The 22,835-nt window shown below is 64.0% G+C and carries 23 protein-coding genes and 1 pseudogene; 15 read left to right on the forward strand and 9 right to left on the reverse strand.

Annotated elements, in window-relative coordinates:
* Positions 1-259 precede the first annotated feature (259 nt).
* Positions 260-646 (forward strand): DUF2794 domain-containing protein, encoded by a 387-nt coding sequence (locus EN862_RS24145; RefSeq protein WP_127866042.1) that lies wholly within the window; start codon positions 260-262, stop codon positions 644-646.
* Between the two features lie 159 nt (positions 647-805).
* Here EN862_RS24145 and EN862_RS24150 read toward each other — a convergent pair whose 3' ends face one another.
* The 4 genes from EN862_RS24150 to EN862_RS24165 form a co-directional block, all read right to left on the reverse strand.
* Entirely contained in the window at positions 806-1,384 is a 579-nt protein-coding gene (locus EN862_RS24150; protein WP_127866043.1) for a GNAT family N-acetyltransferase, read from the reverse strand.
* 117 nt (positions 1,385-1,501) lie between these two features.
* Complete coding sequence (locus EN862_RS24155) at positions 1,502-2,242, reverse strand: Bax inhibitor-1/YccA family protein (RefSeq protein WP_127866044.1); 741 nt, start codon at positions 2,240-2,242, stop codon at positions 1,502-1,504.
* A gap of 227 nt (positions 2,243-2,469) precedes the next feature.
* Positions 2,470-5,010: an ABC transporter permease gene (locus EN862_RS24160; RefSeq protein ID WP_127866045.1), complete on the reverse strand. Its 2,541-nt coding sequence runs from the start codon at positions 5,008-5,010 to the stop codon at positions 2,470-2,472.
* Complete coding sequence (locus EN862_RS24165; protein WP_127866046.1) at positions 5,010-5,708, reverse strand: ABC transporter ATP-binding protein; 699 nt, start codon at positions 5,706-5,708, stop codon at positions 5,010-5,012. Before EN862_RS24165 ends, EN862_RS24160 begins: the two co-directional genes overlap by 1 nt.
* A gap of 82 nt (positions 5,709-5,790) precedes the next feature.
* Here EN862_RS24165 and EN862_RS24170 point away from each other — a divergent pair, with 82 nt between their 5' ends.
* Positions 5,791-6,453, forward strand: coding sequence for an arylesterase (locus tag EN862_RS24170; RefSeq protein WP_127866047.1), 663 nt, complete (start codon positions 5,791-5,793; stop codon positions 6,451-6,453).
* A 118-nt stretch (positions 6,454-6,571) separates the two neighbouring features.
* Positions 6,572-7,165: an RNA 2',3'-cyclic phosphodiesterase gene (gene thpR, locus EN862_RS24175; RefSeq protein WP_127866048.1), complete on the forward strand. Its 594-nt coding sequence runs from the start codon at positions 6,572-6,574 to the stop codon at positions 7,163-7,165.
* Here thpR and EN862_RS24180 read toward each other — a convergent pair.
* Positions 7,072-7,585: pseudogene (locus EN862_RS24180) on the reverse strand (low molecular weight protein-tyrosine-phosphatase). The gene thpR and the pseudogene EN862_RS24180 sit on opposite strands and share 94 nt — an antisense overlap.
* A 103-nt stretch (positions 7,586-7,688) precedes the next feature.
* On the opposite strand from EN862_RS24180, the gene EN862_RS24185 reads away from it, so the two are divergent.
* From EN862_RS24185 to EN862_RS24195, 3 genes are all read left to right on the forward strand, one after another.
* Entirely contained in the window at positions 7,689-7,982 is a 294-nt protein-coding gene (locus EN862_RS24185) for a 4a-hydroxytetrahydrobiopterin dehydratase (protein ID WP_127866049.1), read from the forward strand.
* A 267-nt stretch (positions 7,983-8,249) separates the two neighbouring features.
* A complete protein-coding gene (locus tag EN862_RS24190; RefSeq protein WP_127866050.1) occupies positions 8,250-8,612 on the forward strand; it encodes a YkvA family protein in 363 nt (120 codons plus the stop codon).
* Between the two features lie 247 nt (positions 8,613-8,859).
* Positions 8,860-9,366: an invasion associated locus B family protein gene (locus EN862_RS24195; RefSeq protein ID WP_127866051.1), complete on the forward strand. Its 507-nt coding sequence runs from the start codon at positions 8,860-8,862 to the stop codon at positions 9,364-9,366.
* A gap of 62 nt (positions 9,367-9,428) precedes the next feature.
* Here EN862_RS24195 and EN862_RS24200 read toward each other — a convergent pair whose 3' ends face one another.
* On the reverse strand, positions 9,429-10,775 hold the full coding sequence (locus EN862_RS24200; RefSeq protein WP_127866052.1) for a chloride channel protein: 1,347 nt from the start codon (positions 10,773-10,775) through the stop codon (positions 9,429-9,431).
* 139 nt (positions 10,776-10,914) lie between these two features.
* Between EN862_RS24200 and EN862_RS24205 the strand changes: the two genes are divergently transcribed.
* Complete coding sequence (locus EN862_RS24205) at positions 10,915-11,472, forward strand: DUF305 domain-containing protein (protein WP_127866053.1); 558 nt, start codon at positions 10,915-10,917, stop codon at positions 11,470-11,472.
* 69 nt (positions 11,473-11,541) lie between these two features.
* Here the strand turns inward: EN862_RS24205 and EN862_RS24210 are convergent, their stop codons facing one another.
* On the reverse strand, positions 11,542-11,841 hold the full coding sequence (locus EN862_RS24210; RefSeq protein WP_127866054.1) for a hypothetical protein: 300 nt from the start codon (positions 11,839-11,841) through the stop codon (positions 11,542-11,544).
* Positions 11,842-12,088: 247 nt separating this feature from the next.
* Between EN862_RS24210 and rlmN the strand changes: the two genes are divergently transcribed.
* From rlmN to EN862_RS24225, 3 genes are all read left to right on the forward strand, one after another.
* Positions 12,089-13,321, forward strand: a complete 1,233-nt coding sequence (rlmN, locus tag EN862_RS24215) for a 23S rRNA (adenine(2503)-C(2))-methyltransferase RlmN (protein ID WP_127866055.1) — start codon at positions 12,089-12,091, stop codon at positions 13,319-13,321.
* Positions 13,318-13,785 carry a hypothetical protein gene (locus EN862_RS24220; RefSeq protein WP_127866056.1) on the forward strand — a complete coding sequence of 156 codons (468 nt, stop codon included), beginning with the start codon at positions 13,318-13,320 and terminating at the stop codon, positions 13,783-13,785. Before rlmN ends, EN862_RS24220 begins: the two co-directional genes overlap by 4 nt.
* A 251-nt stretch (positions 13,786-14,036) precedes the next feature.
* Complete coding sequence (locus EN862_RS24225; RefSeq protein ID WP_210235679.1) at positions 14,037-15,281, forward strand: MFS transporter; 1,245 nt, start codon at positions 14,037-14,039, stop codon at positions 15,279-15,281.
* A gap of 34 nt (positions 15,282-15,315) precedes the next feature.
* Here the strand turns inward: EN862_RS24225 and EN862_RS24230 are convergent, their stop codons facing one another.
* On the reverse strand, positions 15,316-15,957 hold the full coding sequence (locus tag EN862_RS24230) for a LysE family translocator (RefSeq protein WP_127866057.1): 642 nt from the start codon (positions 15,955-15,957) through the stop codon (positions 15,316-15,318).
* 202 nt (positions 15,958-16,159) lie between these two features.
* Between EN862_RS24230 and EN862_RS24235 the strand changes: the two genes are divergently transcribed.
* Together EN862_RS24235 and EN862_RS24240 are read left to right on the forward strand one after the other, a co-directional pair.
* Positions 16,160-17,383, forward strand: coding sequence for an argininosuccinate synthase (locus EN862_RS24235; RefSeq protein WP_127866058.1), 1,224 nt, complete (start codon positions 16,160-16,162; stop codon positions 17,381-17,383).
* A gap of 161 nt (positions 17,384-17,544) precedes the next feature.
* Positions 17,545-18,126: a hypothetical protein gene (locus EN862_RS24240; protein ID WP_189401476.1), complete on the forward strand. Its 582-nt coding sequence runs from the start codon at positions 17,545-17,547 to the stop codon at positions 18,124-18,126.
* A gap of 230 nt (positions 18,127-18,356) precedes the next feature.
* Here EN862_RS24240 and EN862_RS24245 read toward each other — a convergent pair whose 3' ends face one another.
* Complete coding sequence (locus EN862_RS24245) at positions 18,357-19,154, reverse strand: lytic transglycosylase domain-containing protein (RefSeq protein ID WP_127866059.1); 798 nt, start codon at positions 19,152-19,154, stop codon at positions 18,357-18,359.
* A 301-nt stretch (positions 19,155-19,455) separates the two neighbouring features.
* On the opposite strand from EN862_RS24245, the gene EN862_RS24250 reads away from it, so the two are divergent.
* The 3 genes from EN862_RS24250 (at position 19,456) to EN862_RS24260 (ending at position 22,745) form a co-directional block, all read left to right on the forward strand.
* A complete protein-coding gene (locus tag EN862_RS24250) occupies positions 19,456-20,535 on the forward strand; it encodes a putative zinc-binding metallopeptidase (protein ID WP_127866060.1) in 1,080 nt (359 codons plus the stop codon).
* Positions 20,536-20,722: 187 nt separating this feature from the next.
* The gene (locus tag EN862_RS24255; protein ID WP_127866061.1) at positions 20,723-21,328 is read left to right on the forward strand and encodes a DUF1236 domain-containing protein; all 606 of its coding nucleotides are present in this window, start codon (positions 20,723-20,725) and stop codon (positions 21,326-21,328) included.
* 466 nt (positions 21,329-21,794) lie between these two features.
* Entirely contained in the window at positions 21,795-22,745 is a 951-nt protein-coding gene (locus EN862_RS24260; protein ID WP_127866062.1) for a CPBP family intramembrane glutamic endopeptidase, read from the forward strand.
* Positions 22,746-22,835: the final 90 nt, after the last annotated feature.

The raw sequence follows: 22,835 nt of genomic DNA on the forward strand, positions 1-22,835 counted from the left end.
GGGGGCTTGGGGTTTACGAGCCGGTGCCGGACCGAACCGTCTCAGGCAACGCCGGTAAACTCGTCGGACATTGGGGCATGAGCGCGGATTATTTGTGGCGAGATTGTGGCGGAGCATCACCAATTCCAACATGTGTTTCGCAAACGTGACTGGACGTTTGGGAAACCGCGCGACCGGGCGCATGCCTGGCTGGCCCTTGCAATTCGATCCTGAAAGCGCGAACCTTGGCCGGCGCATGATTCAGTCGAAGGATCGAGGCATGACCGATCACAGCAGCGGGATGGAGGATGGGGAAGCATCCGGAATATTGATCCCGTTGCACGAGGCGCGCAGCGCACGCCTTGACCAGCCGGTGCGATTCGATCGGCGCGAGCTCGATCAGATCCTGAAGCTTTACGGACGCATGGTGGCGGCCAACGAATGGCGCGACTATGCCATCGACCATCTTACTGATCGCGCTGTGTTTTCCGTCTTTCGCCGGGCGAGCGAAGTGCCGCTGTTCCAGATCGTCAAGGACCCGAAGCTGGCGCGTCGGCAAGGCGCATTCGCCGTCATCGCGGCGGGCGGCCGCATCCTGAAGCGGGGCCAGGAACTCGGCCGCGTGCTTGGCGTGTTCGATGCCAAGCTGAGGGTGGTCGAGGCGTGAAAAGGGGAACTGGGGAACTGAGGAATTGAAGAACTGAGGAAAAAAGCCGCGGCTCCAGCGGGCCCTGAGCGCCCCTTCTTCAGTTCTTCAGTTCTTCAGTTCTTCAGTTCTTCAGTTCTTCAGTTCTTCAGTTCTTCAGTTCTTCAGTTCTTCAGTTCTTCAGTTCCCCGTGAGCCCCCCGCGAAATCTCCGCTCCGGCAGCGAATCCGGGTCGGGCGGCAATTCCGCGCCGCCATTCAGCGGCAGCTGCATGAACACCGTGTCCAGCCAGCGCCCGTGCTTGTAGCCGGATCCTTCCAGGCGCCCGGAATGACGGAAGCCAAGTTTTTCGTGCAGCCGCACCGAGGCGCTGTCGGCATGGCCGTCGCCGATGACCGCGATGATCTGGCGAAAGCCCGCCTTGCGTGCCGTTTCGATCAGCGCCAGCATCAGCAGCGAGCCCACGCCCTGCCCCTTGGCCTCGGGCGCGACATAGACCGAATCCTCGATGACGAACCTGTAGGCGGGGCGCGGCCGGAGCGGTCCGGCATAGGCATAGCCGAGCACGGCGCCGTCCTTCTCTGCTACGAGATAGGGAAAGCCGCCCGCCGTCAGATTGTCGAATCGATTGCCCATCTCGGCGCGGCTGGGCGGCTCCAGCTCGTAGCTCGCCGTGCCGTGGACGACCGCATCGGCATAGATTTCGGTGATCCGGTCGAGGTCAGCCGCGGTGGCGGCCCTGATCGCGATATTGCTCATAATCTATGCAGTTTATTTTCCTGCCTCGATAACAGCAGAGGCATGCGCAAAAGGAAAGGGCGGCCGTTGGGCCGCCCTTTCGCAACTCTATGGTCCAGTGAGACTGGGGAACCGCCCTTAGCGGCGGTCGCCCATGAACTGCAGCAGGAACATGAACAGGTTGATGAAGTCGAGATAGAGGCGCAGCGCGCCCATGATCGCCTTGCGGCCGGCGACGTCGGCGACGTCACCCTCGAAATACATCTCCTTGATCTTCTGCGTGTCGTAGGCGGTAAGACCGGCGAAGACCAGCACGCCGATCGCCGAGATGGCGAAGGCGAGCGCCGACGACTGCAGGAAGATGTTGATCAGCATCGCGATCAGCAGGCCGATCACGCCCATGATCAGGAACGAGCCGAACGCCGACAGGTCGCGCCTGGTCGTGTAGCCGTAGAGCGACAGACCGCCGAAGGCTGCGGCCGTGGCGAAGAAGGTCTGGGTGATGCTGGTGCCGGTGTAGACGAGGAAGATCGTCGACAGCGACAGGCCGACAAGGCCGGCATAGACCCAGAACGTGGTCTGCGCCGCCGCCACGCTCATCGACTGAATGCGGAACGACAGGAACATCACCGCGGCGAGCGGCGCCAGGATGACGACCCAGCGGAACGCGCTGGCATAGATGAGCTGGCCGAAACCGGTCAGCTGGCCGTCGCCCGTGACGGCGAGATGGAAAGCGCCCCAGGCGGCAAGGCCGGTAATGAGCAGGCCAAGCCCCATGAGGTTGTAGACTTTGATCATATAGGCGCGCAGGCCCTGATCGATATCGACGCGCGCGCCGGGGGCGGCGGACGTCTGGTAGTTGCGAATGGGATCAGCCATTGGAAATCCTCTGTTGCTTCTGCCCCGTCCGGTGACAGGTCTTTTGAGACCGGGCGCCGCTGGCGGAGCTCCAGCATGCCTGCGCAAAATATGAGCGTTCTCGGCGTCAAGAACAAGACGGTAACGCGCGGTAACGCTTTGTGAGAAAGCAAAAGGCCGGTTTTTGGGCCTTCCGAACGCCATTCTTACAAAGATTTAACGGAGCAGGGACTTGGAGCCGCGCTCGGTCAGAGATTGCGCAGCACCGGCGCCGCCTGGTGGCCAAGCACCCGCCAGGTGCCGGCAAGGCCGATGCCGACGGTGACCGTCAGCGAAACCAGGATCGTCGCCACCGCCACCTCCGGCATGAAATGCGACGACAGCGTCATGATATGCGCGACCACGAACCAGGCGGCGGTGCCGCCGGCGGCCAGCGCGAACAGCGCCGTCGCAAGACCGATCAGCACATATTCCAGCGAGAAAGCGGCGATCAGCGTCCGCCTTGTCGCGCCGAGCGTCTTCAGCACCACGGCGTCATGGATGCGCGCCCGGTTGCCGGCGGCCAAGGCGCCTGAGAGCACCAGCACCGAGGCGATCAGCGCCACGCCGGCAGCAGTGCGGATCGCCGTGCCCAGTTGCGCCACCAGCCGGTTGACGATGTCGAGCGCGTCCTTGACGCGCACCGTCGTCACCGCCGGAAAGGCGCGGGTGACAGCGTTGAGCAGCCTCGCGTCGTCGGCCGCGGTGGCTTGTTTGTCGGTCAGCGTCGCCAGCCAGCCATGCGGCGCCCCGGCAAAGGCGTTGGGCGAGAACACCATGACGAAGTTGATGCCCATCGTCCCCCACTCAACCTGACGGAAATTGGCGATCTTCGCGGTGACGTTGCGTCCCAGCACATTGACGGTGACTGTATCGCCGAGCTTCAGCCCGATGGCCTTGCCCTCCTCGGCCGAGAACGACACCAGCGGCTCGCCGGAATAATCCTGCGGCCACCACGCGCCTTCGGTCAGCGTCGCGTTTTCCGGCTGCCTGGCGTCATAGGTCAGGCCGCGGTCGCCGCGCAGTACCCAGGCGCCGTCGGCCGGGATCTTCACCTTGTCGACGTCGACGCCGTTGAGCGCCATGATGCGGCCGCGCAGCATCGGCACCTTGACCAGCGTTCCACGAGGCGACTCATTGCCGACAAGGCTGGCGAAGGCGTCGACATCGCTGCTCTGGATGTCGACGAAGAAGAAGTTCGGCGCCCGCTCAGGCAGGCTGCCGGAGATCTGCTGCCTGAGATTCCCGTCGATCAGCGCCAGCGTCACCAGAAGCGTCAGCCCGAGCCCGAGCGACAGCACCACCGAAGGCGTCAGCGCGCCGGGCCGATGAATGTTGCCGAGCGCCAGCCTCAATGAGACGGAGCGCACGCGCGGGCTCTTCCTGGCCGCCCATTGCACCAGCGCCGCCACCAGCCGTAGCACCAGGAAGGCAAAGACGGTGGCGCCGACGAAGATCGAGGCGATGCGATAGTCGTTGGCCGAAAGGATCGCTAGTGTCGCCAGCGCAACGACGATCGTGAGCGCCGCGCCCGTATAGGGCAGACGCGGCAGGCCGCGGCTCTCGAATCCCATCTCGCGGAACAGCGCGGTTGCCGGCACGTCGCGGGCGCGGCCGAGCGGCAGAAGCGCGAAAGCCAGCGTCACCAGCAGGCCGAACAGCGCCGCCATGGCGAGCGCGCCGGGATAGAAGCCGCCTTGCGCCGGCACGGGGATGACGGACTGCAGGAGCGCGCTCGCCACGAACGGCATCGCCGCGCCCAGGATCAGCCCAAGCACGATGCCGAGACCCGCGATCAAAAGGATCTGCACCAGATAGACGGTGAAGACGAAGCCGCCCGAGGCGCCGAGGCTCTTGAAGGTAGCGATGACGCCGCGCTTGCCGTCGAGATAGGCGCGCACGGCGTTTGCCACGCCGACGCCGCCGACCACCAGCGCCGTCAGCCCGACCAGGGTCAGGAATTGCGAGAAACGCTCGATATTGGCCGACAGCGCGGGCGCGGCGTTGCTGCGCGTGCGGATCGACCAGCCAGCCTGCGGGAAATCCTTCGCGGCTTGAGCCTGGATATCCTTGATCCGCGTCTCGGACGTCCCGTCGGGCAGCCGCACCTTATAGGCGTTCTCGACCAGGCTGCCGGGCTGCACCAGGCCGGAAGCGGCGAGGCCCTCGCGCGACATCATCAGCCGCGGTGCGAAGCCGAAACCGTCCGACACCGCGTCCGGCTCGTTGACCAGCCTGGCGCGCAGCTCGAAAACGGCGCTGCCAAGCTTCAGCCTGTCACCGACGTGCAGGTTGAGACGCTCGAACAACAGGTCTGGCGCGGCGGCGCCGAACACGCCTGACCGCTCCCCGAACAATTGCTCCCTCGGCAGCGCCGGATCCGTTTCCAGCGCGCCGTAGAGCGGATAGGCGCCGTCGACCGCCTTGGCTTCGACCAGCGCCTGGTCGGAGCCGTCTTCCAGCCGCGCCATCGAGCGCATGCCGGAGTTGAGCGACACCGTGCCGAGGCTCCTGATGAAGCCAAGCTCGGCGTCCGAAGCGCTGCGCTGGTTGACCTGGAAGCGCAGATCGCCGCCGAGCAGCGTCTGACCCTGGTTGGCGACGCCGGCGCTGATCGCCTGCGCCACCGAATTGACGCCGCCGATCGCCGCGACGCCGAGCGCGATGCAGGCGAGGAAGATCATGAAGCCGGACAGGCCGCCGCGCATCTCGCGCAGCGAGAAGCGGATGGCGAGCTTCAATGTCCGCATCAGGCGGGTACCTTCACGGCTTTCGGCGCGTCCTCGATCCGCCCGGAGCGCATCGAGACCTGGCGCGCGCAGCGCGCGGCGAGCGCCGGATCATGCGTGACCAGCACCAGCGTCATGCCGCGTTCCGCCGCCTTGGCGAACAGAAGATCGGCGATCTGCTTGCCCGTCGCCTGGTCGAGATTGCCGGTCGGCTCGTCGGCGATGAGGATGCGCGGCGACGGCGCCAGCGCCCGCGCGATCGCCACGCGCTGCTGCTCGCCGCCGGAAAGCTCGCCTGGATAATGCGTCACGCGGTCGCTCAGGCCGACCGCCGCGAGCTCGCGCGCGGCGACGCCGAACGGATCGGCATGGCCGGCGAGCTCGAGCGGCACCGCGACATTCTCCAGCGCCGTCATATTGGGGATGAGATGGAAGGACTGGAACACGATGCCGATGTTTCGCCCCCGAAACGAAGCAATCTGGTCCTCGCTTTTGCCATTGATCAGCTCGCCGGCGATCCGGACCGTGCCCGAATCGACCCGCTCCAGGCCGGCCAAAACCATCAGCAGCGTGGACTTGCCGGAACCCGAAGGGCCGACAATGCCTGTGGCTTGCCCGGCCGCCACATCCATGCTCACGCCCTTCAGCACATGGACGGAGGACGCGCCCTCGCCGAGCGTCAGCGATACGTCCCTCAGCGCGATGACGGCTTCTGTCACAATAAAAGCGCCCTATATGTGAAAAAAGGAGACGGCCCGTGTCTCCTTCCTTGGGTTGTTTCGGTCATATGGGGCTCGCCGCATGGCATTCAAACATCGTTTTGCCGCAGCCCCCGTTGTTTTCGCAGCCCTCATCTTTTTCCTTGGCCTTTGCGGCGCCATTTCGTCGGCGCGCGCCGCCACCTTCACCATCGTCGGCTTCGGCGACAGCCTGATGGCGGGCTACAGCCTTGGCCCTGGCCAGGGTTTCACCGACAGGCTGCAGGCAGCCTTGAAGGCGAAGGGCCTTGATGTCACCGTGGCCAATGCCGGCGTGTCGGGCGACACCTCGAGCGGCGGGCTGGCGCGGCTCGACTGGTCGGTGCCGGACGGCACAAGGCTGGTTATCCTCGAGCTCGGCGCCAACGACATGCTGCGTGGCCTTTCACCCGACATCGCTGAGAAGAACCTCGACGCCATGCTTGGCAAGCTGAGAGAGCGCAAGATCGCGGTGCTGCTCGCCGGCATGCGTGCCGCGCCCAATCTCGGCGCCGACTACCAGAAGACGTTCGACGCCATCTATCCGCGGCTCGCCGAAAAATACGGCGTTCCGCTCTATCCGTTCTTCCTCGACGGAGTCGCCGGCCACGCCGACCTGCAGCTGGAGGACGGCCTGCATCCCAATCCCAAGGGGGTCGACATCATGGTCGACCGCATCCTCCCGGTGGTCGAGAAGGCCATCGCGGACAATGGCGGTGCGTCGTGAGACCGAAAAGTCACGCTTTCCGCTGGGGAAACTTTGTGGACAACAAACCGCTTGCCCCGCGCCTGCATCGATGATTCGCTAGGGCCGAGAGTTTCGATTCGAGGACAGGAGGCTTCACATGCCACGTCTTTTCACCGCCCTCGAAATTCCGCGTGATGCCGCTCTCTCCTTGTCCCTGCTCCGGGGCGGGCTGCCCGGAGCGCGCTGGATCGATGTCGAAAACTACCATCTGACGCTGCGCTTCATCGGCGATGTCGAAGGTCATGTCGCCGACGAGATCGCCAACGCCCTCGACAGGGTTGACCGCCCCTCTTTCCAGATGACGCTCTCCGGCGTCGGCGCCTTCGGCGGCAAGAAACCGCATGCGGTGTGGGCCGGCGTGTCCGCCTCGCCGGACCTTGTCGCGCTGCAGGGGGAAATCGACCGCATCTGCCAGCGGCTCGGCCTGCCGGCGGATCCACGCAAATTCTCGCCGCATGTGACGCTGGCGCGCCTGCGCAATGCGAGCCCGCTCGATGTCGCGCAATATCTTTCGGCGCGCGGCAATTTCGCCGCACTTCCCTTCCGCGTCGGCCGCTTCGTCCTGATGTCGTCGCGCGATTCGGTCGGCGGCGGCCCCTACATCGTCGAGGAAGCCTGGCCGCTGGTCGGCGAAACGCTGGCCTCGAGCCGCTTCGCCAGCGCCTCCGACGCCTCGCGGATCATGCGGTAGACCGAGGCGAAGGCCTCGGCGCCGTCATAATAGGGATCCGGCACGTCCGCGGCCTTCCCCGTGGCGAAGTCCAGATAAAGATGAATCCGGTCTCGCGCGGCCGACGGCGCCAGCGTCTTGAGGTCGCGCACATTGGCGCGGTCCATGCCGAGGATCAGGTCGAAGCGCGAAAAATCCTCCGGCAGTACCTTGCGCCCTCTGCCCTGAAATGTCGACGCCATGCCTCGAGGCCACCGCGATCGAGCGCCGGTCGGGCTCTTGCCCCGCGTGCCAGCCACCGGTCCCGGCCGAATCGAGCAGCATAACGCGGCCCCGGCCGCGCTCGGCCCAGACGGTGCGAAACACGCCCTCGGCCAGCGGCGAGCGGCAGATGTTGCCGAGGCAGACGAACAGAACCGAATTTATGGGCTTTATGCTCATGCGATATGCGCCGTTTGTGCATTTGGAAGCCCAAAACGCAAAGCAGCTTTGGGCGACTTGCATTATGGTGAGGGCCAAATTCGAGATAGCACGGGAAGTCATCATGACGAGAGAAAAACTCAGCAAGGAGGCGATCGCCGCCGCTCTGGCCGAGCTCGACGGCTGGTCGCTCGCAGCCGACGGCGCCTCGATCAAGCGCAGCTTCGTCTTCAAGAATTTCTCCGAGGCCTTCGCCTTCATGACGCGCGTGGCGCTGGCGGCCGAAAAGATGGACCATCACCCGGATTGGTCCAATGTCTACAAGACTGTCGACGTGACGCTGAACACCCATGACGCCGGCGGCGTGACGGCGCTCGACATCGAGCTGGCAAAGCGGATGAACCGGTATTTCGGGTAGGTCGTCGGGAGGCCGCCTCGACTCCGTAGCGTTGGTGGAGATGCCTTGAAATGGCGATTGGCGAAAGTCGGCGTGACGTCTGATCTCCCCCCTTGTGGGGGAGATGGCCGGCAGGCCAGAGGGGGGCGCGAAGGATCACGACCGATCTCACGGGAGTCCGATTTTCTGAGTCCAAACCCTGCCAACTCTTGCAGCGCCATGTCGCTTCCCCCACATCTTTCGCGGCGGATCGGCACGCATGGGTTGCGCGCCGCCAAGGAGCGATGGATGACGCAAGGTTCCGGTTTCGATTTCTTCGGCTTCGGCGACAAGCTTGCCGGCGAAGGCGAGGTCCGCGAGAAGTTCTGGCGCACCGCCAAGAAAGCGGCGCGGCAGATCCCGTTCATGGACGAGGTGGTCGCCGCCTATTACTGCGCCATGGACAAAGACACGCCGCTGCGCGCCAAGGGCATCCTCATCGCCGCGCTCGGCTATTTCGTCCTGCCGGTCGACTTCATCCCCGACTTCATCGTTGGCCTCGGCTTCACCGACGACCTTGCCGTGCTCACCGCCGCGATCACCGCCGTCAGCGCCCATATCACGCCTGCCCACAGGCAGGCCGCCAGGGAGGCGCTGGCTGACCGGAACTGATCGCGACCCGACCGAAAATCAGCGCGTGCGAAAAGACAAACTCTTGCCGTTTTCGTGGCATCCAACTCCGCGCCGGGACAACGCGCTGACAACCACAGGCGGCAGCGCGAAAGTGGCGGTTTCCTGGGGTGAGCTCCTTTTCTTCGAGGACAATTCACCGTTTGGTAACCCTGATTAAATCAAAATGAAGCGACGGCAGGACGCCCAAGCGGCCCGCCTCCGCACCATATGGAATACGGGAAGAACGATGCGCGGATTGATTGCTACAGTTTCCAGCCTGGTCCTGGTGGCCGCTTTCGCTGCCCCGGCGCTGGCGCAGCAGGCGACCAAGATCGGCCAGCACAATGCCTGGGGCACCTACAGCTATCAGTCGCAGGCCGGCAAGGTCTGCTATGTGCTGACCGTGCCGACCGACAAGCAGCCGCCGTCGCTCGACCATGGCGACATGTTCTTCTTCGTCAGCCAGCGTCCGGGGCAGCAGGTCTCCTACGAGCCGCAGTTCATCGCCGGCTACAATTTCCAGGAAGGCTCGAAGGCCACCGTCACCATCGACAAGAAGACCTTCTCGATGTTCACCCGCGGCAAGTCGGCCTGGGTCGAGAACGCCGCTGAAGAACCGGTGCTGATCGCCGCCATGAAGACCGGCACCGACATGAAAGTGCAGGCGAAGTCAGGCCGCGGCAACCCCACCTCCTACGTCTTTTCGCTGAAGGGCATCTCGGCCGCGTTGGCTTCCATCGCCAAGTGCAAGTAAGCCGAAACGGAATCCGATTTTGAGCACAGGGCCGGGCATCAAGTCCGGCCTTTTGTTTGCGCTCAGCCCTGTGCAGGGGCTTCCGCCCTGCGCCGCCGGATCGCTTCCGCGATGAAGACGCGTGACAGCGCATGGTAGAGCGGTTCGTTGGAGATGAGCCGCGCCGTGCCGTAACCCAGCATCGCCGCGCACATCAGCGCGATGACATTGTCGTGGTTGCCGGTCATTTCGAGGATGATGACAAAGGCCGTCATCGGCGCCTGCACGACGCCGGCGAAATAGCCGGCCATGCCGAGCAGCGCCGCAGTCCCCGTGGCGGTGCCGAACACCAGGCCGAGCGTGCTGCCCAGCCCCGCGCCCACCGCCAGCGACGGCGCGAAGAGGCCGCCCGGAATGCCCGACACCATCGACAACAGGCCGGCGGCGAATTTCTCGACGAAGAAGAAGGCCGGCAGCGGCGTGCCTTCGATCGCGCCGCGCGCCTGCGCATAGCCGGTGCCGAAGGTCAGCCCGCTGGACGCGACGCCGATCACCGCGACGGCAAGCCCGCAGATGGCCGCCACGACCAGCGCGCGCGGCAGCGGCTGCGGCGCGTTCCAGCGCCGGATGCGGCGCATGACCTTCAGCGCCAAGAGCGAGAACAGCGCGCCGACACCGCCGCCGATGATGCCGCAGGCCAGCACCAGCGGCCAGTCCGTGGCAAACGCCACCGTGTCCCTGGCGACGCCGAAATAGGTATAGTTGCCGAGCAGCCCGAGCGAGGCGAGGCCGGCCAGGATCACCGCCGTCAGCACCAGCCCATTGGTGCGCGCCTCATAGGCGCGGCCCATCTCCTCGATGGCGAAGACGATGCCGGCGAGCGGCGTGTTGAAGGCAGCGGCGATGCCGGCGGCGGAGCCGGCCAGGATCAGCCCGCGCGCCTGTGCCATGCCGCCCCAGCGCGCCGCCTGCAGCATCAGCGAGGCGCCGACCTGCACAGTCGGGCCCTCGCGGCCGATCGAGGCGCCGCAGGCGAGGCCGACGACGGTGAGCGCGATCTTGCCCACTACCAGCCTGAGCGACAGGATGCGGCTGCGGTCGTCCTCGTCGCGCAGATGCCGCGCCGCGATCGCCTGCGGAATGCCGCTGCCTTGCGATCCCGGGAAGAAGGAATGCGCCAGCCAGGCGCAGAGCACGAACCCAAGCGGCGTCATGACCAGGGGCAGATAGAAGCGCCAGCCGTCCTCGGTCCCCGTCATGACATGGAACAGGGCTTGCGCCCGGTCGGCAAGCAGGGCGAACAGGACGCTGATCAGGCCGATCGAGATGGCACCGGCCCAGAAGACCAGGCGAGGCTGCCAGACGCGCCGCGACACCCACATGGCGTGGGAACGCCGCAGCATCGGGTACTTTCGGGATATGCCGGCCATACCTGTCCTCTCAAACGGACTCCGCCTATTGCGCGATCAGCATCAGGAAGTCGGTCGAGAGCAGAATACGAAGCCCTGGGCCGACGACGGATCAAACGTTCGCGCCGATAGTTCTGCTCCTTTAGCGAGGAGAAGAGGCATGAGCTACATCCGATTTGTCGCAATGACCGTGGTATCGACCATCGTCATGTATGGGCTCATGTATCTGAACACATATGCGCTGGATCATGTCTTCTTCAGCCAGACCCGCGTCTGGATGGCCATTTTGATGGGCGGCACGATGGCGCTCATCATGATTGGCTTCATGTGGGAGATGTACAAAAACATCGCAGCAAACGTCGCCATTGTCGTAGCCGCCATTGCCGTTTTTGCCGGCGCGTTATGGCTGGTCAGGAGCCAGGAAACCGTGACCGACGTTTCTTACATGAAGGCGATGATCCCACATCACTCGATCGCAATCATGACCAGCGAACGAGCCCACATTCGCAATCCCGAAGTTCGCAAGCTGGCTGACGGCATCATCGACGCACAGGTTCGTGAGATCGCTCAGATGAAGCGCCTGATTGCTCGGCTCGAGGCAAACCCCGCTCCGACAGGCGCTCCCGACTTGCCTTCGTATCGGGCCCGTGGCGCCGCGCCGCCACCGCCCGAAACGGACCAGAGCACCGGGATCAATACCCTTGAGATTGACAGGTGATCGGCCGGCCTAGCGGCAAGCCGGGCGCCGTCTCACCGGCCAGACGAGCCGGTGAGACGGAAACTGGCCTCACATCGCCATTTTTTCACATTCGGTCTGGGCCTTCTTGGTCGTGGTGTCGATCATATAGGCCTTGCCCTTGGCGTCGGTGATCATCATCATGCAATGCTTGATCGGTTTGGCCATCTTCATCATTTCGGCGCTCATCTTGGCGTCCGGCATCATGGTGCCCATGTGGCCGTCCGGCATGATCGCGGTGACCTGACCGCCCTTCATCATCGTCATGGCGCCCATCGTGTCTTCGGCGAAGGCCTGCGAGGCGCAAAGACCGGCGAGGCCGGCAATGAGTGCGAACTTGATCGAGTTCATCTGAACAACTCCCATTGTTGAGGGGCATGGTCGCCCCCTTCCGGTTCGCCGACGCAGCGCGAATGGTTACGCCAACACGAATATGTGATCGGGTTTCATGGCGGCAGCCGGCCGCGTCGCGGCGACCTTCCCCCACAAGGGGGAGGAAGGCCAGCCGCATGACTCCGCCGCCAAGCTGTGCTATGCGCCGCGCTTCCTGTCCGGCCGATGCTGAAATCGGCCGCAAATCGCTTATATTGGCGCCACCATGACCGTTTCGCTTGATCTTACCGCCGAAGGCGCCCGTGACGCCTTGCGCCGCGCAACACCGGCCGAGAAGCCGTCGCTGATCGGCCTGACCCGCGCCGAGCTCGGCGAGGCGCTTGTCGGCGCCGGCATCGTGCCGGAGCGCCAGGCGAAAATGCGCGCCCAGCAGCTCTGGCACTGGATGTATGTGCGCGGCGTCTCCGACTTCGCGCATATGTTCAACATCTCCAAGGAATTGCGCGCCGAGCTCGACAAGCACTTCACCGTCGCGCGCCCCGAGATCGTCGAGGAGCAGATCTCTTCCGACGGCACGCGCAAATGGCTGTTCCGCTTTCCGCCGCGCGGCGCCGGCCGCCCGGTCGAGATCGAGACCGTCTACATCCCCGAGGAAGGCCGCGGCACGCTCTGCATCTCCTCGCAGGTCGGCTGCGCGCTGACCTGCTCCTTCTGCCACACCGGCACGCAGAAGCTGGTGCGCAACCTCACCACCGAGGAGATCCTGGCGCAGCTGCTCACCGCGCGCGACCGGCTCGGCGACTTCCCCGACCGCGACACGCCCGACGGCGCCATCGTGCCGGCCGAGGGTCGCAAGGTGTCCAACATCGTCATGATGGGCATGGGCGAGCCGCTCTACAATTTCGAGGCGGTGAAGAAGGCGCTGCTGATCGCTTCCGACGGCGATGGCCTGTCCCTGTCGAAGCGACGCATCACGCTGTCGACCTCCGGCGTCGTGCCGGAGATCGCCCGCACCGGCGAGGAGATCGGCGTCATGCTGGCGATCTCGCTGCATGCCACCAATGACGACCTGCGCGACCTGCTGGTGCCGATCAACAAAAAATTCCCGCTGAAGGAGCTGATCGCCGCCTGCAAGGCCTATCCCGGCCTCTCCAACGCCAAGCGCATCACCTTCGAATATGTGATGCTGAAGGACGTCAACGATTCCCTCGATGACGCCAAGGCGCTGGTGAAGCTCTTGAAGGGCATTCCGGCCAAGATCAATTTGATCCCTTTCAACCCTTGGCCCGGTACCAACTACCAGTGCTCCGACTGGGAGACGATCGAAAAGTTTGCCGACTACATAAACAATGCCGGCTACGCCTCGCCGATCCGCACGCCGCGCGGCCGCGACATCCTCGCCGCCTGCGGCCAGCTCAAGTCGGAGTCCGAGCGCATGCGCAAAGTGGACCGGCTCGCGCTCGAAGCCATGATGATCGCGGGGCATGGCGAGGCGTGAGGCGCATCATCGCCTATCTCGTCCGCTTCGCGGTCATCCTGATCGGCTATCTCGTCGGCTCGCTGGCGGCGAGTGCTTTCCTCAACGCGCTTTTCCTCGGCTATTTCGGCTATCCGCTGGAGCCAGGGCACCCGACGATTGCGCCGGCGCTCTATTTCTCGGTGCCTTTCGTGGCGCTGTTCGTCGCCTATTTCGCCTTCATGCCGGCGGCCGTCGTGATCCTGGCGGCCGAGGTGCTTGGCCGCCGCGACTGGCTGTTTTACGCGCTGGGCGGCGCGGTCGTCGCCGTCGTCTTCCTCGGCTTCGCGCACAGGATCGGCGATAGCGACTTCGACGTCACCGACAACAGCGTGAGGCTGGCGCTGATCGGCTCCGGCATGGTCGGCGGCATCTTCTACTGGCTCTTCGCCGGCCGCTGGGCCGGAAGCTGGCGCCGCGAGCCGCTGCCCGACGCGGAATCTTGAACCGATGACGAAAAGTTGCGGACCGTTCCGCGGCAGATCATGCCAAAACCCACCCGGTTGAACGGGCTGCGCGTATCGACTTCAGCCCGCCACGCCTAGAGCGTTTCACCGTTTCATCGAAACGGCGAACCGCTCTGTCCCTTTGTTGTTACGCAATTCCGGACGGAAGGTTACGGCGAAGGCGCCGAACTTAACCGCTCACATTTTTCCGGGAATTGCTCTGGCAGAACCATACCGACAGGAGCAGGGCCATGGCGGAAGGCGAGATGAATGGCGGCTCGGCCGCCGCCATGGCCGAACGGCTCGATCAACCGGCCGAGCGCAATCCTTCCGGCCTCGGTGCCGGCCTGCTGTTCATCCTCTCCATCGCCTGCGGCGTAAGCGTTGCTACCATTTACTTCCCCCAGGCGATAACGCTGCTGATTGCGTCCGATCTCGGCGTTTCCGCCGACGCGGCGGCCCTGGTCATCACCACCGCACAACTTGGCTATGCCCTTGGCCTTCTGCTGCTGGTGCCGCTGGGAGACCGGCTGCCGCATCGTCCGCTCGTCGCGACCTTGTTGACGCTGACGGCCGCCGCGCTTCTGATCGCCAGCCAGGCGCCGACGCTGCCGGTGCTGGCAGTCGCAAGCATGGCGACGGGCATCACCACCGTGGTGCCGCAGATCCTGCTGCCGATGGCGGCCGGGCTGGTGCCGCCGGAGCGGCGCGGCGCGGTCACCGGAACGCTGCTCAGCGGGCTGCTGGCCGGCATTCTTTTGGCCCGCACCTTCGGCGGCTTTCTCGGCGAGCATATCGGCTGGCGCGGGCCCTATTTCGTCGCCGCGGCGGCGCTGTTCGCCTTCGCCGTGCTGCTCGGTCTGGTGCTGCCCAGGACGGCGCCGACATCGTCGCAGCGCTATCCTTCGCTGGTCGCGGCAGCCTTCATTCTCTTCCGCGACGAGCCGGAGCTGCGCCGCTCCTGCCTCTACCAGGCGCTCATGTTCGGCGGCTTCACCGCCGCCTGGACAAGCCTCGCCTTGCTGCTCGGCGGGCCGCTATACCACCTTGGCGGCCAGGCGGTCGGACTGATCGCGCTGGTCGGCGCGGCCAGCGTGTTCTGCACGCCGATCGTCGGCCGGCTGATCGACCGCAAGGGTCCCGATTTCGTCAGCCCGCTCGCCTTTTTCACCGGCATCGCGGCGGCGATCGTCCTGCTCGGCGGTGCGCTTGGAGGAATGACAGGCCTGCTGGCGCTCACGGCGGGCATGCTGCTTCTCGATATCGCGGTGCAAAGCGGTCAAACCGCCAACCAGGCGCGCGTCTTCGCGATCCGTCCCGACGCCCGCAGCAGGCTCAACACGGCCTATATGACGTGCGTTTTCCTCGGCGGCAGCGCCGGCTCGTGGATCGGCGTCAAGATCTACAGCCATTGGGGATGGCCGGGCGTCTGCGCGCTCATCGCCGCCGCGGCGACGATCGCTCTGGCCCGGCATGCGGTGAAGTTATATCGCTGAAGCCTTGCCGATTGCCGCAAGCGCTGAGCGACAGCTACTTCGCCTGCGCCGTCAGAATCTTGAGCGCGAAGGCCGAGAACACGCCACCGAACAGATAGTCGAAGACGCGCGTGATGCGCGGACTGGCCTTCATCGCCGCCGAGAACTTCTCCGCCGCCAGCACCATCGGTACCGTCACCGGGGTCGAAAGCACGACGAACATCACGCCGAGGAAGAACAGTTTTCCCGACGCGTTGGGATCATGCGCGGAGACGAATTGCGGCAGGAAGGTCATGAAGAACAGAACGATCTTCGGGTTGAGCAGGTTGATGCCGAGCCCGGCCGCCCAGCTGCGGAACAGCGAGACCTGCGGTCCCGTGCTCTTCTGCGGCGAGAACGCCGACCCCTTCGTGACCGTCTGAAAGGCCAGGAACACCAGATAGCCGGCGCCGAAAATCTTGAGCACGAAGAAGGCCATCGGCGAAGCCACGATCAGCGCCGAGATGCCGACCACCACCAGCGTGGTGTGGATCAGCGTGCCGCAGAGCGCGCCCGCCAGGGAAGCGAAGCCGGTGGCGCGGCCCTGGCTCAGCGTGCGCGAGACGAACAGGGTCATGTCCGGCCCCGGCGTGATCGCCAGGATGATTGTGGCAATGGCGAACTGGATGAGCGTCGAAGTGTCAGGGATGAAGGACATTGGTCGCCTTGGGGGTCGCCTTGAGGGTCGCCTCGGGATGGGGTAGCGCAGCCTGTAACGCGGCGCTTTCTGCCGCGCCAGCGTCTGTCCAGGCAAACAGCTGGCCCAGCCTGTGCCATAGCCAGGCGCACCTTCGTCTCTTGCGCCGCCCGGAAACGGCGTGATACTCGCCCCCGAACCTTTTTCCCGCGGAACCGCCAAAATGTCCAAGATCAAGAACGTCAAGAAAGTCGTACTCGCCTATTCCGGCGGCCTCGACACCTCCATCATCCTGAAATGGCTGCAGACCGAGCTCGGCGCCGAAGTCGTCACCTTCACGGCCGATCTCGGCCAGGGCGGCGAGCTGGAGCCGGCGCGCCGCAAGGCCGAGATGATGGGCATCAAGGATATCCGCATCGTCGACGTGCGCGAGGAGTTCGTTGCCGACTTCGTCTTCCCGATGTTCCGCGCCAACGCCGTCTATGAAGGCACCTATCTGCTCGGCACCTCGATCGCCCGGCCGCTGATCTCCAAGCATCTGGTCGAGATCGCCAGGGAAACCGGCGCCGACGCGATCGCGCATGGCGCCACCGGCAAGGGCAACGACCAGGTCCGCTTCGAGCTTTCGGCCTATGCGCTCAACCCCGATATCAAGGTCATCGCGCCGTGGCGCGACTGGTCGTTCAAGTCACGCACCGATCTTTTGAACTTCGCCGAGCAGCACCAGATCCCGGTGCCGAAGGACAAGCGCGGCGACGCCCCCTTCTCGGTTGACGCCAACCTTCTGCACTCCTCCTCCGAGGGAAAGGTGCTGGAGGATCCGTGGAGCGAGCCACCGGAATTCGTGCATCAGCGCACCGTCTCGCCGATGGACGCGCCCGATGTCGTCACCGATATCGAGATCGAGTTCCTGAAGGGAGATCCGGTCGCGCTCAACGGCAAGAAGCTGTCGCCGGCCACGATGCTGGCGGCGCTCAACGACCTCGGCCGCGACAACGGCATCGGCCGCCTCGACCTCGTCGAGAACCGTTTCGTCGGCATGAAGTCGCGCGGCGTCTACGAGACCCCCGGCGGCACCATCCTGATCGCCGCCCACCGGGCGATCGAGTCGATCACGCTCGACCGGGGCGCCGCGCACCTCAAGGACGAGTTCATGCCGCGCTATGCCGAGCTCATCTACAACGGCTTCTGGTTCTCGCCCGAGCGCGTCATGCTGCAGGCGATGATCGACAAGAGCCAGGAAGACGTCGAAGGCACGGTGCGGCTGAAACTCTACAAGGGCAATGTCATCGTCACCGGCCGCAAGTCGAAGAAGACGCTTTACTCGGATGCGCTGGTCACCTTCGAAGATGACCGCGGTGCTTATGATCAGAAGGACGCCGAGGGCTTTATCCGGCTGAACGGATTGAGGCTTAGGACGCTGGCGGCAAGGAATCGCAAGGGCTGATATTTCGCCGATACGGCAGCGATCAAACGACCCGGCGGAAACGCCGGGTTTTTATTTCACAGATCTATATAAGAAGAGTCCAGACCACTTCAGAGAAATTATCGTTTGACCTTTCCGCCGCTCTAATTAAGTTCGAGAGCGGGATGCGGGGAGTTTTGACAGTGAAAAATAGTATTTCTCTTCTGGTTGCGGCGGCACTGACCTTGATGACGTGCGGGTCCTCGCAAGCAGGCGCGAAGCAGGCGCCTGAGGCTAATTTGGACGGGTGCATCTCCGCTGTCCATTTATGGAGCATCACGTTCAAGCACGAAATCGCCTCTTTCATGGGCGTCTCGCAAGAGCGCATGCCGACCCTGTTCTGCCAGCGCATAGCCGAGGGGGTACGCGGCGGGCGGATCAGCTACTCCGACATAAACAGGCTGCAGCTCGACCAACCGACCGAAATCTGGTTGGTCATCAAGGGCAAGTCAAAGGCGGCGGCTGCGGCCACACCGCCGCCGCGGAACCCTAGATTCCGTACCTGCTCAAGTGTTTTCAGCGGCTCCTTCGAGGTTTTCGCTTCCGAGAGATGCCCTTTGGGCGGCAGCTACTCGCAATCTGCCGGAGTTCCGACAGTGATCGAGGGTAAGTCAAAGGTGGCTGCTCCAGCGCCACGAAACCCCAAGTTCCGCACGTGCTCAAATCTTCACGGCGGCTCCTTCGAGGTTCCCGCTTCCGAGAAATGCCCCTTGGGCGGCGGCTAATCGCAAGCTGCCGGGCAAAGGCTGCTCCTCCAACGCCGCGGAACTCCAATTTCCGTACCCTGCAACGGTTTGATGGCAGTTTCCCATTTCCCAGAAATGCCCGTTGAGCGGCTACGCGCATTATTGAGGGCGAGAGATGGAACCTGGCTGTGGGGGTGATCTTGTTTTGACACCAGCTGAACGAAAAGCCCGGCATTGGCCGGGCTTTTCGTCGGAATGGAGATATTCCGTCAGTCGGCGTCAATCGCCTCGGCGATGCGGGCGATGGCCTGCTGGTAGACGCTGGCCGAGTTCCAGCCGGCGATCGCGCCCATATTGGCCTCGTAGCTCGCGCCGGGCTGCCAGCCATGGCCCTTGAGGAAGTTGGCGGTCGACGCCAGCGCGGTGTTGCGGTCGCGCAGGTTTCCGCTGCCCACGCCATATTTCAGCACGTTTCCGGGCAGGAACTGGGTGTGGCCGATCTCGCCATGCATGGCGCCGACGGAGGAGGCGCTGAGCGCGCCGCGATCGACAAGCTTCAGCGCGGCGATGGCATGCGGCCTGAAATAATCCGGGCGGCGGCAGTCATAGGCCAACGTCACGATCGCCGAAACAGTGTTCTGGTTCCCCATGGACGCGCCGAAGCCGGTTTCCATGCCCCATATGGCGAGCAGCACGCCCGGCGGCACGCCATATGTGCGCTCGATATTGGCGAACATAGCCGCGTTTGCTTTCTTCAGCGCGCGGCCCCGGGAGATGATCGCCGATGCGCCACGGCGCTGCATGAAGCTTTCGACCGAGCCGCTGAATGCCTTGTGGATCGCCCGGTCGGCGGCGATCGTCCTGGTGGCGTAGGTGGCGCCCGCCAGCGCGGACAGGCCCCTCTGACCGACACCCTCGGCTCTGGCCTCGCCGGCAAAATCCTGTTTCCAGGCGTCAAAGCCGGCGCCGTTCTTGCCACAGCTCGGAGCCGCTTCAGCGCCCGCCGCCAGCGCCAGCGTCGTCACCACCGCCGCCGCGAAAATCCTTCCCTTGGCAAAAAATGCCATATCCTTCTCCTAGTTGCCTGAATCACGTCCCGGTTGCGAATTTGCCAGCGAAACGCCGGGTTGTCACCGCCCGCCCCGGGGACGTGGCACCCGACACCGGCGAAAGAAAGGCAATCCGCTGCGATCGGCCGTCAGGTGTGGCGGGCTTGCCTCATGAAAGAGGTTCACGTCATGATCATCGGCGCCGGTTCGAAAGCTTGTCGCAGCAAAGAGCGGGCGAAATAGCGGTGGAACGCCGGATGTCTGCCGGCGTTAGAGCCCGAGTCCACCTCCACGTTCTGACCCTGCAGGTTGATCACGCATGAAGCTGTTCGACTGTCCCAATTGCGGCCATCGCCTCTATTTCGAGAATGCCCAGTGTCTGAACTGTTCCAGTCTGGTGCTCTACGACCCAGAGCAGGCGAAGTTCGTGCTCAGCGGCGAAGGCGGCGTCCTTGCATGTGGCAATGCCGATGAATGCGCCTGCAACTGGCGGGCCGAGGCTGACCGGACTTTCTGCCGCGCCTGTGCCCTCAACCAGGTCATTCCCGACCTTTCCATCGATGGCAACCGTCGGCGCTGGATACGGGTCGAGGCGGCGAAGAAGCGGGCCGTCTACTCTCTGCTCGCCTTTGGCCTGCCAGTCGCGCCCAAGGCGGATGCGAATGACGAAACCGGCCTGGCCTTCGACTTTCTCGCCGACCCGATCGGTGCCGGTCCGGGTGGCGAGCGCATCCTGACCGGCCATGACAACGGCCTGATAACGCTCAATGTGGCCGAGGCCGATTCCGCCGAGCGCGAAAGGCGGCGCGCCGAGATGGGGGAGAATTATCGCACCCTGCTTGGCCATTTCCGCCACGAGCTCGGCCACTACTACTGGGATCGGCTGATCCGCGACGACCCCGCTCGCCTTTCAGCCTTCCGCGCCCTCTTCGGCGACGAGCAGGCCGATTACGAGCAGGCCCTGAAAGCATACTACGCCAACGGCGCCCCGCCGGATTGGCAGCAGCGCCACATCTCCGCCTATGCCGCATCCCATCCCTGGGAGGACTGGGCAGAGACCTGGGCGCATCATCTCCACATAACCGACACGCTGGAGATGGTTCACGCCCTGAATTTTCCGCTTGGCCGTCTGGAGACCGTGGATGCCGATGCCATACCCCGCGGCGACACCGGCGGCCGCCTGCAGCCGGCGCCCGCCGATCCCGACCTGGCTCCGGAACCATTTGAAAAGATCCTGGCCCGCTGGCTGGTGTTGTCGGAGGCGTCCAACTCGATTAACCGCTGCATGGGTCTGCCAGACCTCTACCCCTTCGTGATTTCCGATGTGGCGGCGCGCAAGCTCGCCTTCGTGCACGATCTTTTGACAGGCCAGCCGAAAAAGGCCTGGAACAATTCGTGAGCACGCGAAAAGCATTTTAGCCGGAACGCATAAGCCTTTGTTTCGTTTCCGAGCCTTAGAGCATGATGCTGAAAAGTGGAAACCGGTTTTCGGAAAAGATCATGCTCCAACAAAGGAGCTGGATCAGGATGACGTTTCAAGGAGACTTCATCCTGATCCAGGGAGCGTTGAAAACGGAGAGAAAACCATGAAACGCCTATTGCTTCCGACGCTTGCCGGTGCGCTGCTCACGATCTCGGGCGTCGCTTTCGCCGATACCCCCGTCAAGGCGGTGACAGACTTGAACGTCCGCGCTGGCCCCGGTCCGCAATATCCGGTCATCGGCGTACTCGCCGCCGGCCAGTCGACCACGCTCAATGGCTGTATTCAAGGCAGCAAATGGTGCACGATTGCCGAGGCTGACGGCAAAGGCTGGGTCTATTCCGACTATGTGACGGGCGATTTCGGCGGCAGCCGTGTCGTCGTGACCCGCCGCCCGGCCAATGCCGAGATCGCCGTCGTCTCCCCGCCGACCGATGATCTCTACACCACAGGCAGCTACACCGGCACCATCGTCTCCAACGATGACGCCATCGAATCCATCGGCAGACCGCCGGCCGAGGTCGGCACCTATGTCACCACGCACCGGGTCGATCCAGTCTATCTCGAAGGCGAAGTGGTGACCGGCGCCACGTTGCCCGACACCGTCGAGCTGCGCGAAATCCCCGATTACCGGTATCGCTACGTCTATGTGAACAACCAGCCGGCGCTGGTCGATCCGGGCACGAGGCGCATTGTCTATGTGATGCGCTGATCGGGGCTTGATCACTGTCAGAACAGCGGCCGCCAGCGATGGCGGCCGTTTTTGTTTGCGTGGTGGTGGCTCACGCTTACGTCTGTACAATACCGTACGTTCGGGATTGGCGGAACCCTCCGAACTTCGTCATCCTAGGGCGAAGCAGTCGCGCAGCGACGTCGCGAAGACCCTAGGATCCATGCCGTTAGTTAGGAGCGCCGCTTACGGTGCAGAATTCTGCTCCGGTGCACCTTCGATTGAGGTCACGGCATGGATCCTCGGGTCTGCGCGCGTCGCTTCGCTCCTTGCTCCGCCCGTGGATGACGACGCGATGGAGGTTTCCGCTAGTCTCCAATCGTAGCGCCTGCGCCGTATTGCGCACTCGAAGCGGTCCAATTTTCAGCCGCGAACCTTGACCGAGTAATCGCGCGGTAACCGGCGATCTTCTAGATTGCATGCCCACAGCCTTCGGCAGGGGAGCCGCGTGACGATCGACAATGCCGCCTTCGAGGGCTATCGCCGCTCGCCGAACGCCAAGACCAATCTGCTTCGCCCGTTCGTCGGAACGATGATCGTCGTCGCCTTCTGGATGGCCGCGACGGCCCTAGTGCTGTTTGCCGGCACCTATGTCTACATCGTCTGGCGCCTGCCCGGCCCGTCGACCGGGCAGTACATGCAGGACTTCCTGGCCTCGCCCGTTGGAATCCTGAGCGCCCTGACCTCTTTTGCCGGCATTTGGGTCGGCCTGTGGGTGGCGATGCGCTTCGTTCACGGCGAGCCGCTGTCGGCTCTCTTCGGCGCGAGCCGCCGCATCGCCCGCGGCGATTTCCTCAAGGGCCTGATCGCTGTCCTGATCACCTCGCTGTTTTCCGAGGTGCTGCTCTATTGGATGCAGCCGGAAATCGCGCGCGGACCGATCGCCTTTTCGTCCTGGCTGCTCTTCCTCATCCCGATCGTGCTGCTGGCCTTCCTGCAGACCTCGTCGGAAGAAATGCTGTTCCGCGGCTACCTGCTGCGCGGGCTTGCTTATCGCTTCAGGAGCCCGTGGATATGGGCGCTGCTGCCTGGCCTGCTGTTCACCTCGCTGCACTGGAACACGGCCTCGACGCTTGCGATCAATGCCAGCGTCTTCGCCTCGATCGGCATCTTTGCCCTGCTGCTCACGCTGCTTGTCTATGTCACCGGCAATCTCGGCGCCGGTTTCGGCGCCCATCTCGGCAACAACCTGACCGGCTTCCTGCTGATCTCGCACCAGGAGGGCTACAATGGCTTTGCCTTGCTCAACGCCAAGCCGCTCGAAGGCCCCGGCTGGACGAACTGGGACGCCGTGCTGATCGCGGCGATCGGCATCGTCAGCACGCTTTTGACGATGCTGCTGCTTTTGCATCGGCGCTCGCCGCTGCGGGTCGGCACGAACGGGCAAAGCTCGCGTTAAGCGCCGCAAATCGCGGCATTTGGCCCGGATTTGAGCCGTTGTTTTTGATGCATGTCGTTGCCGCACAACCGCTGCGCACTTTTGCGCGAC

It is taken from the genome of Mesorhizobium sp. M2E.F.Ca.ET.219.01.1.1, from assembly GCF_004016445.2.
Lineage (GTDB): Bacteria > Pseudomonadota > Alphaproteobacteria > Rhizobiales > Rhizobiaceae > Mesorhizobium.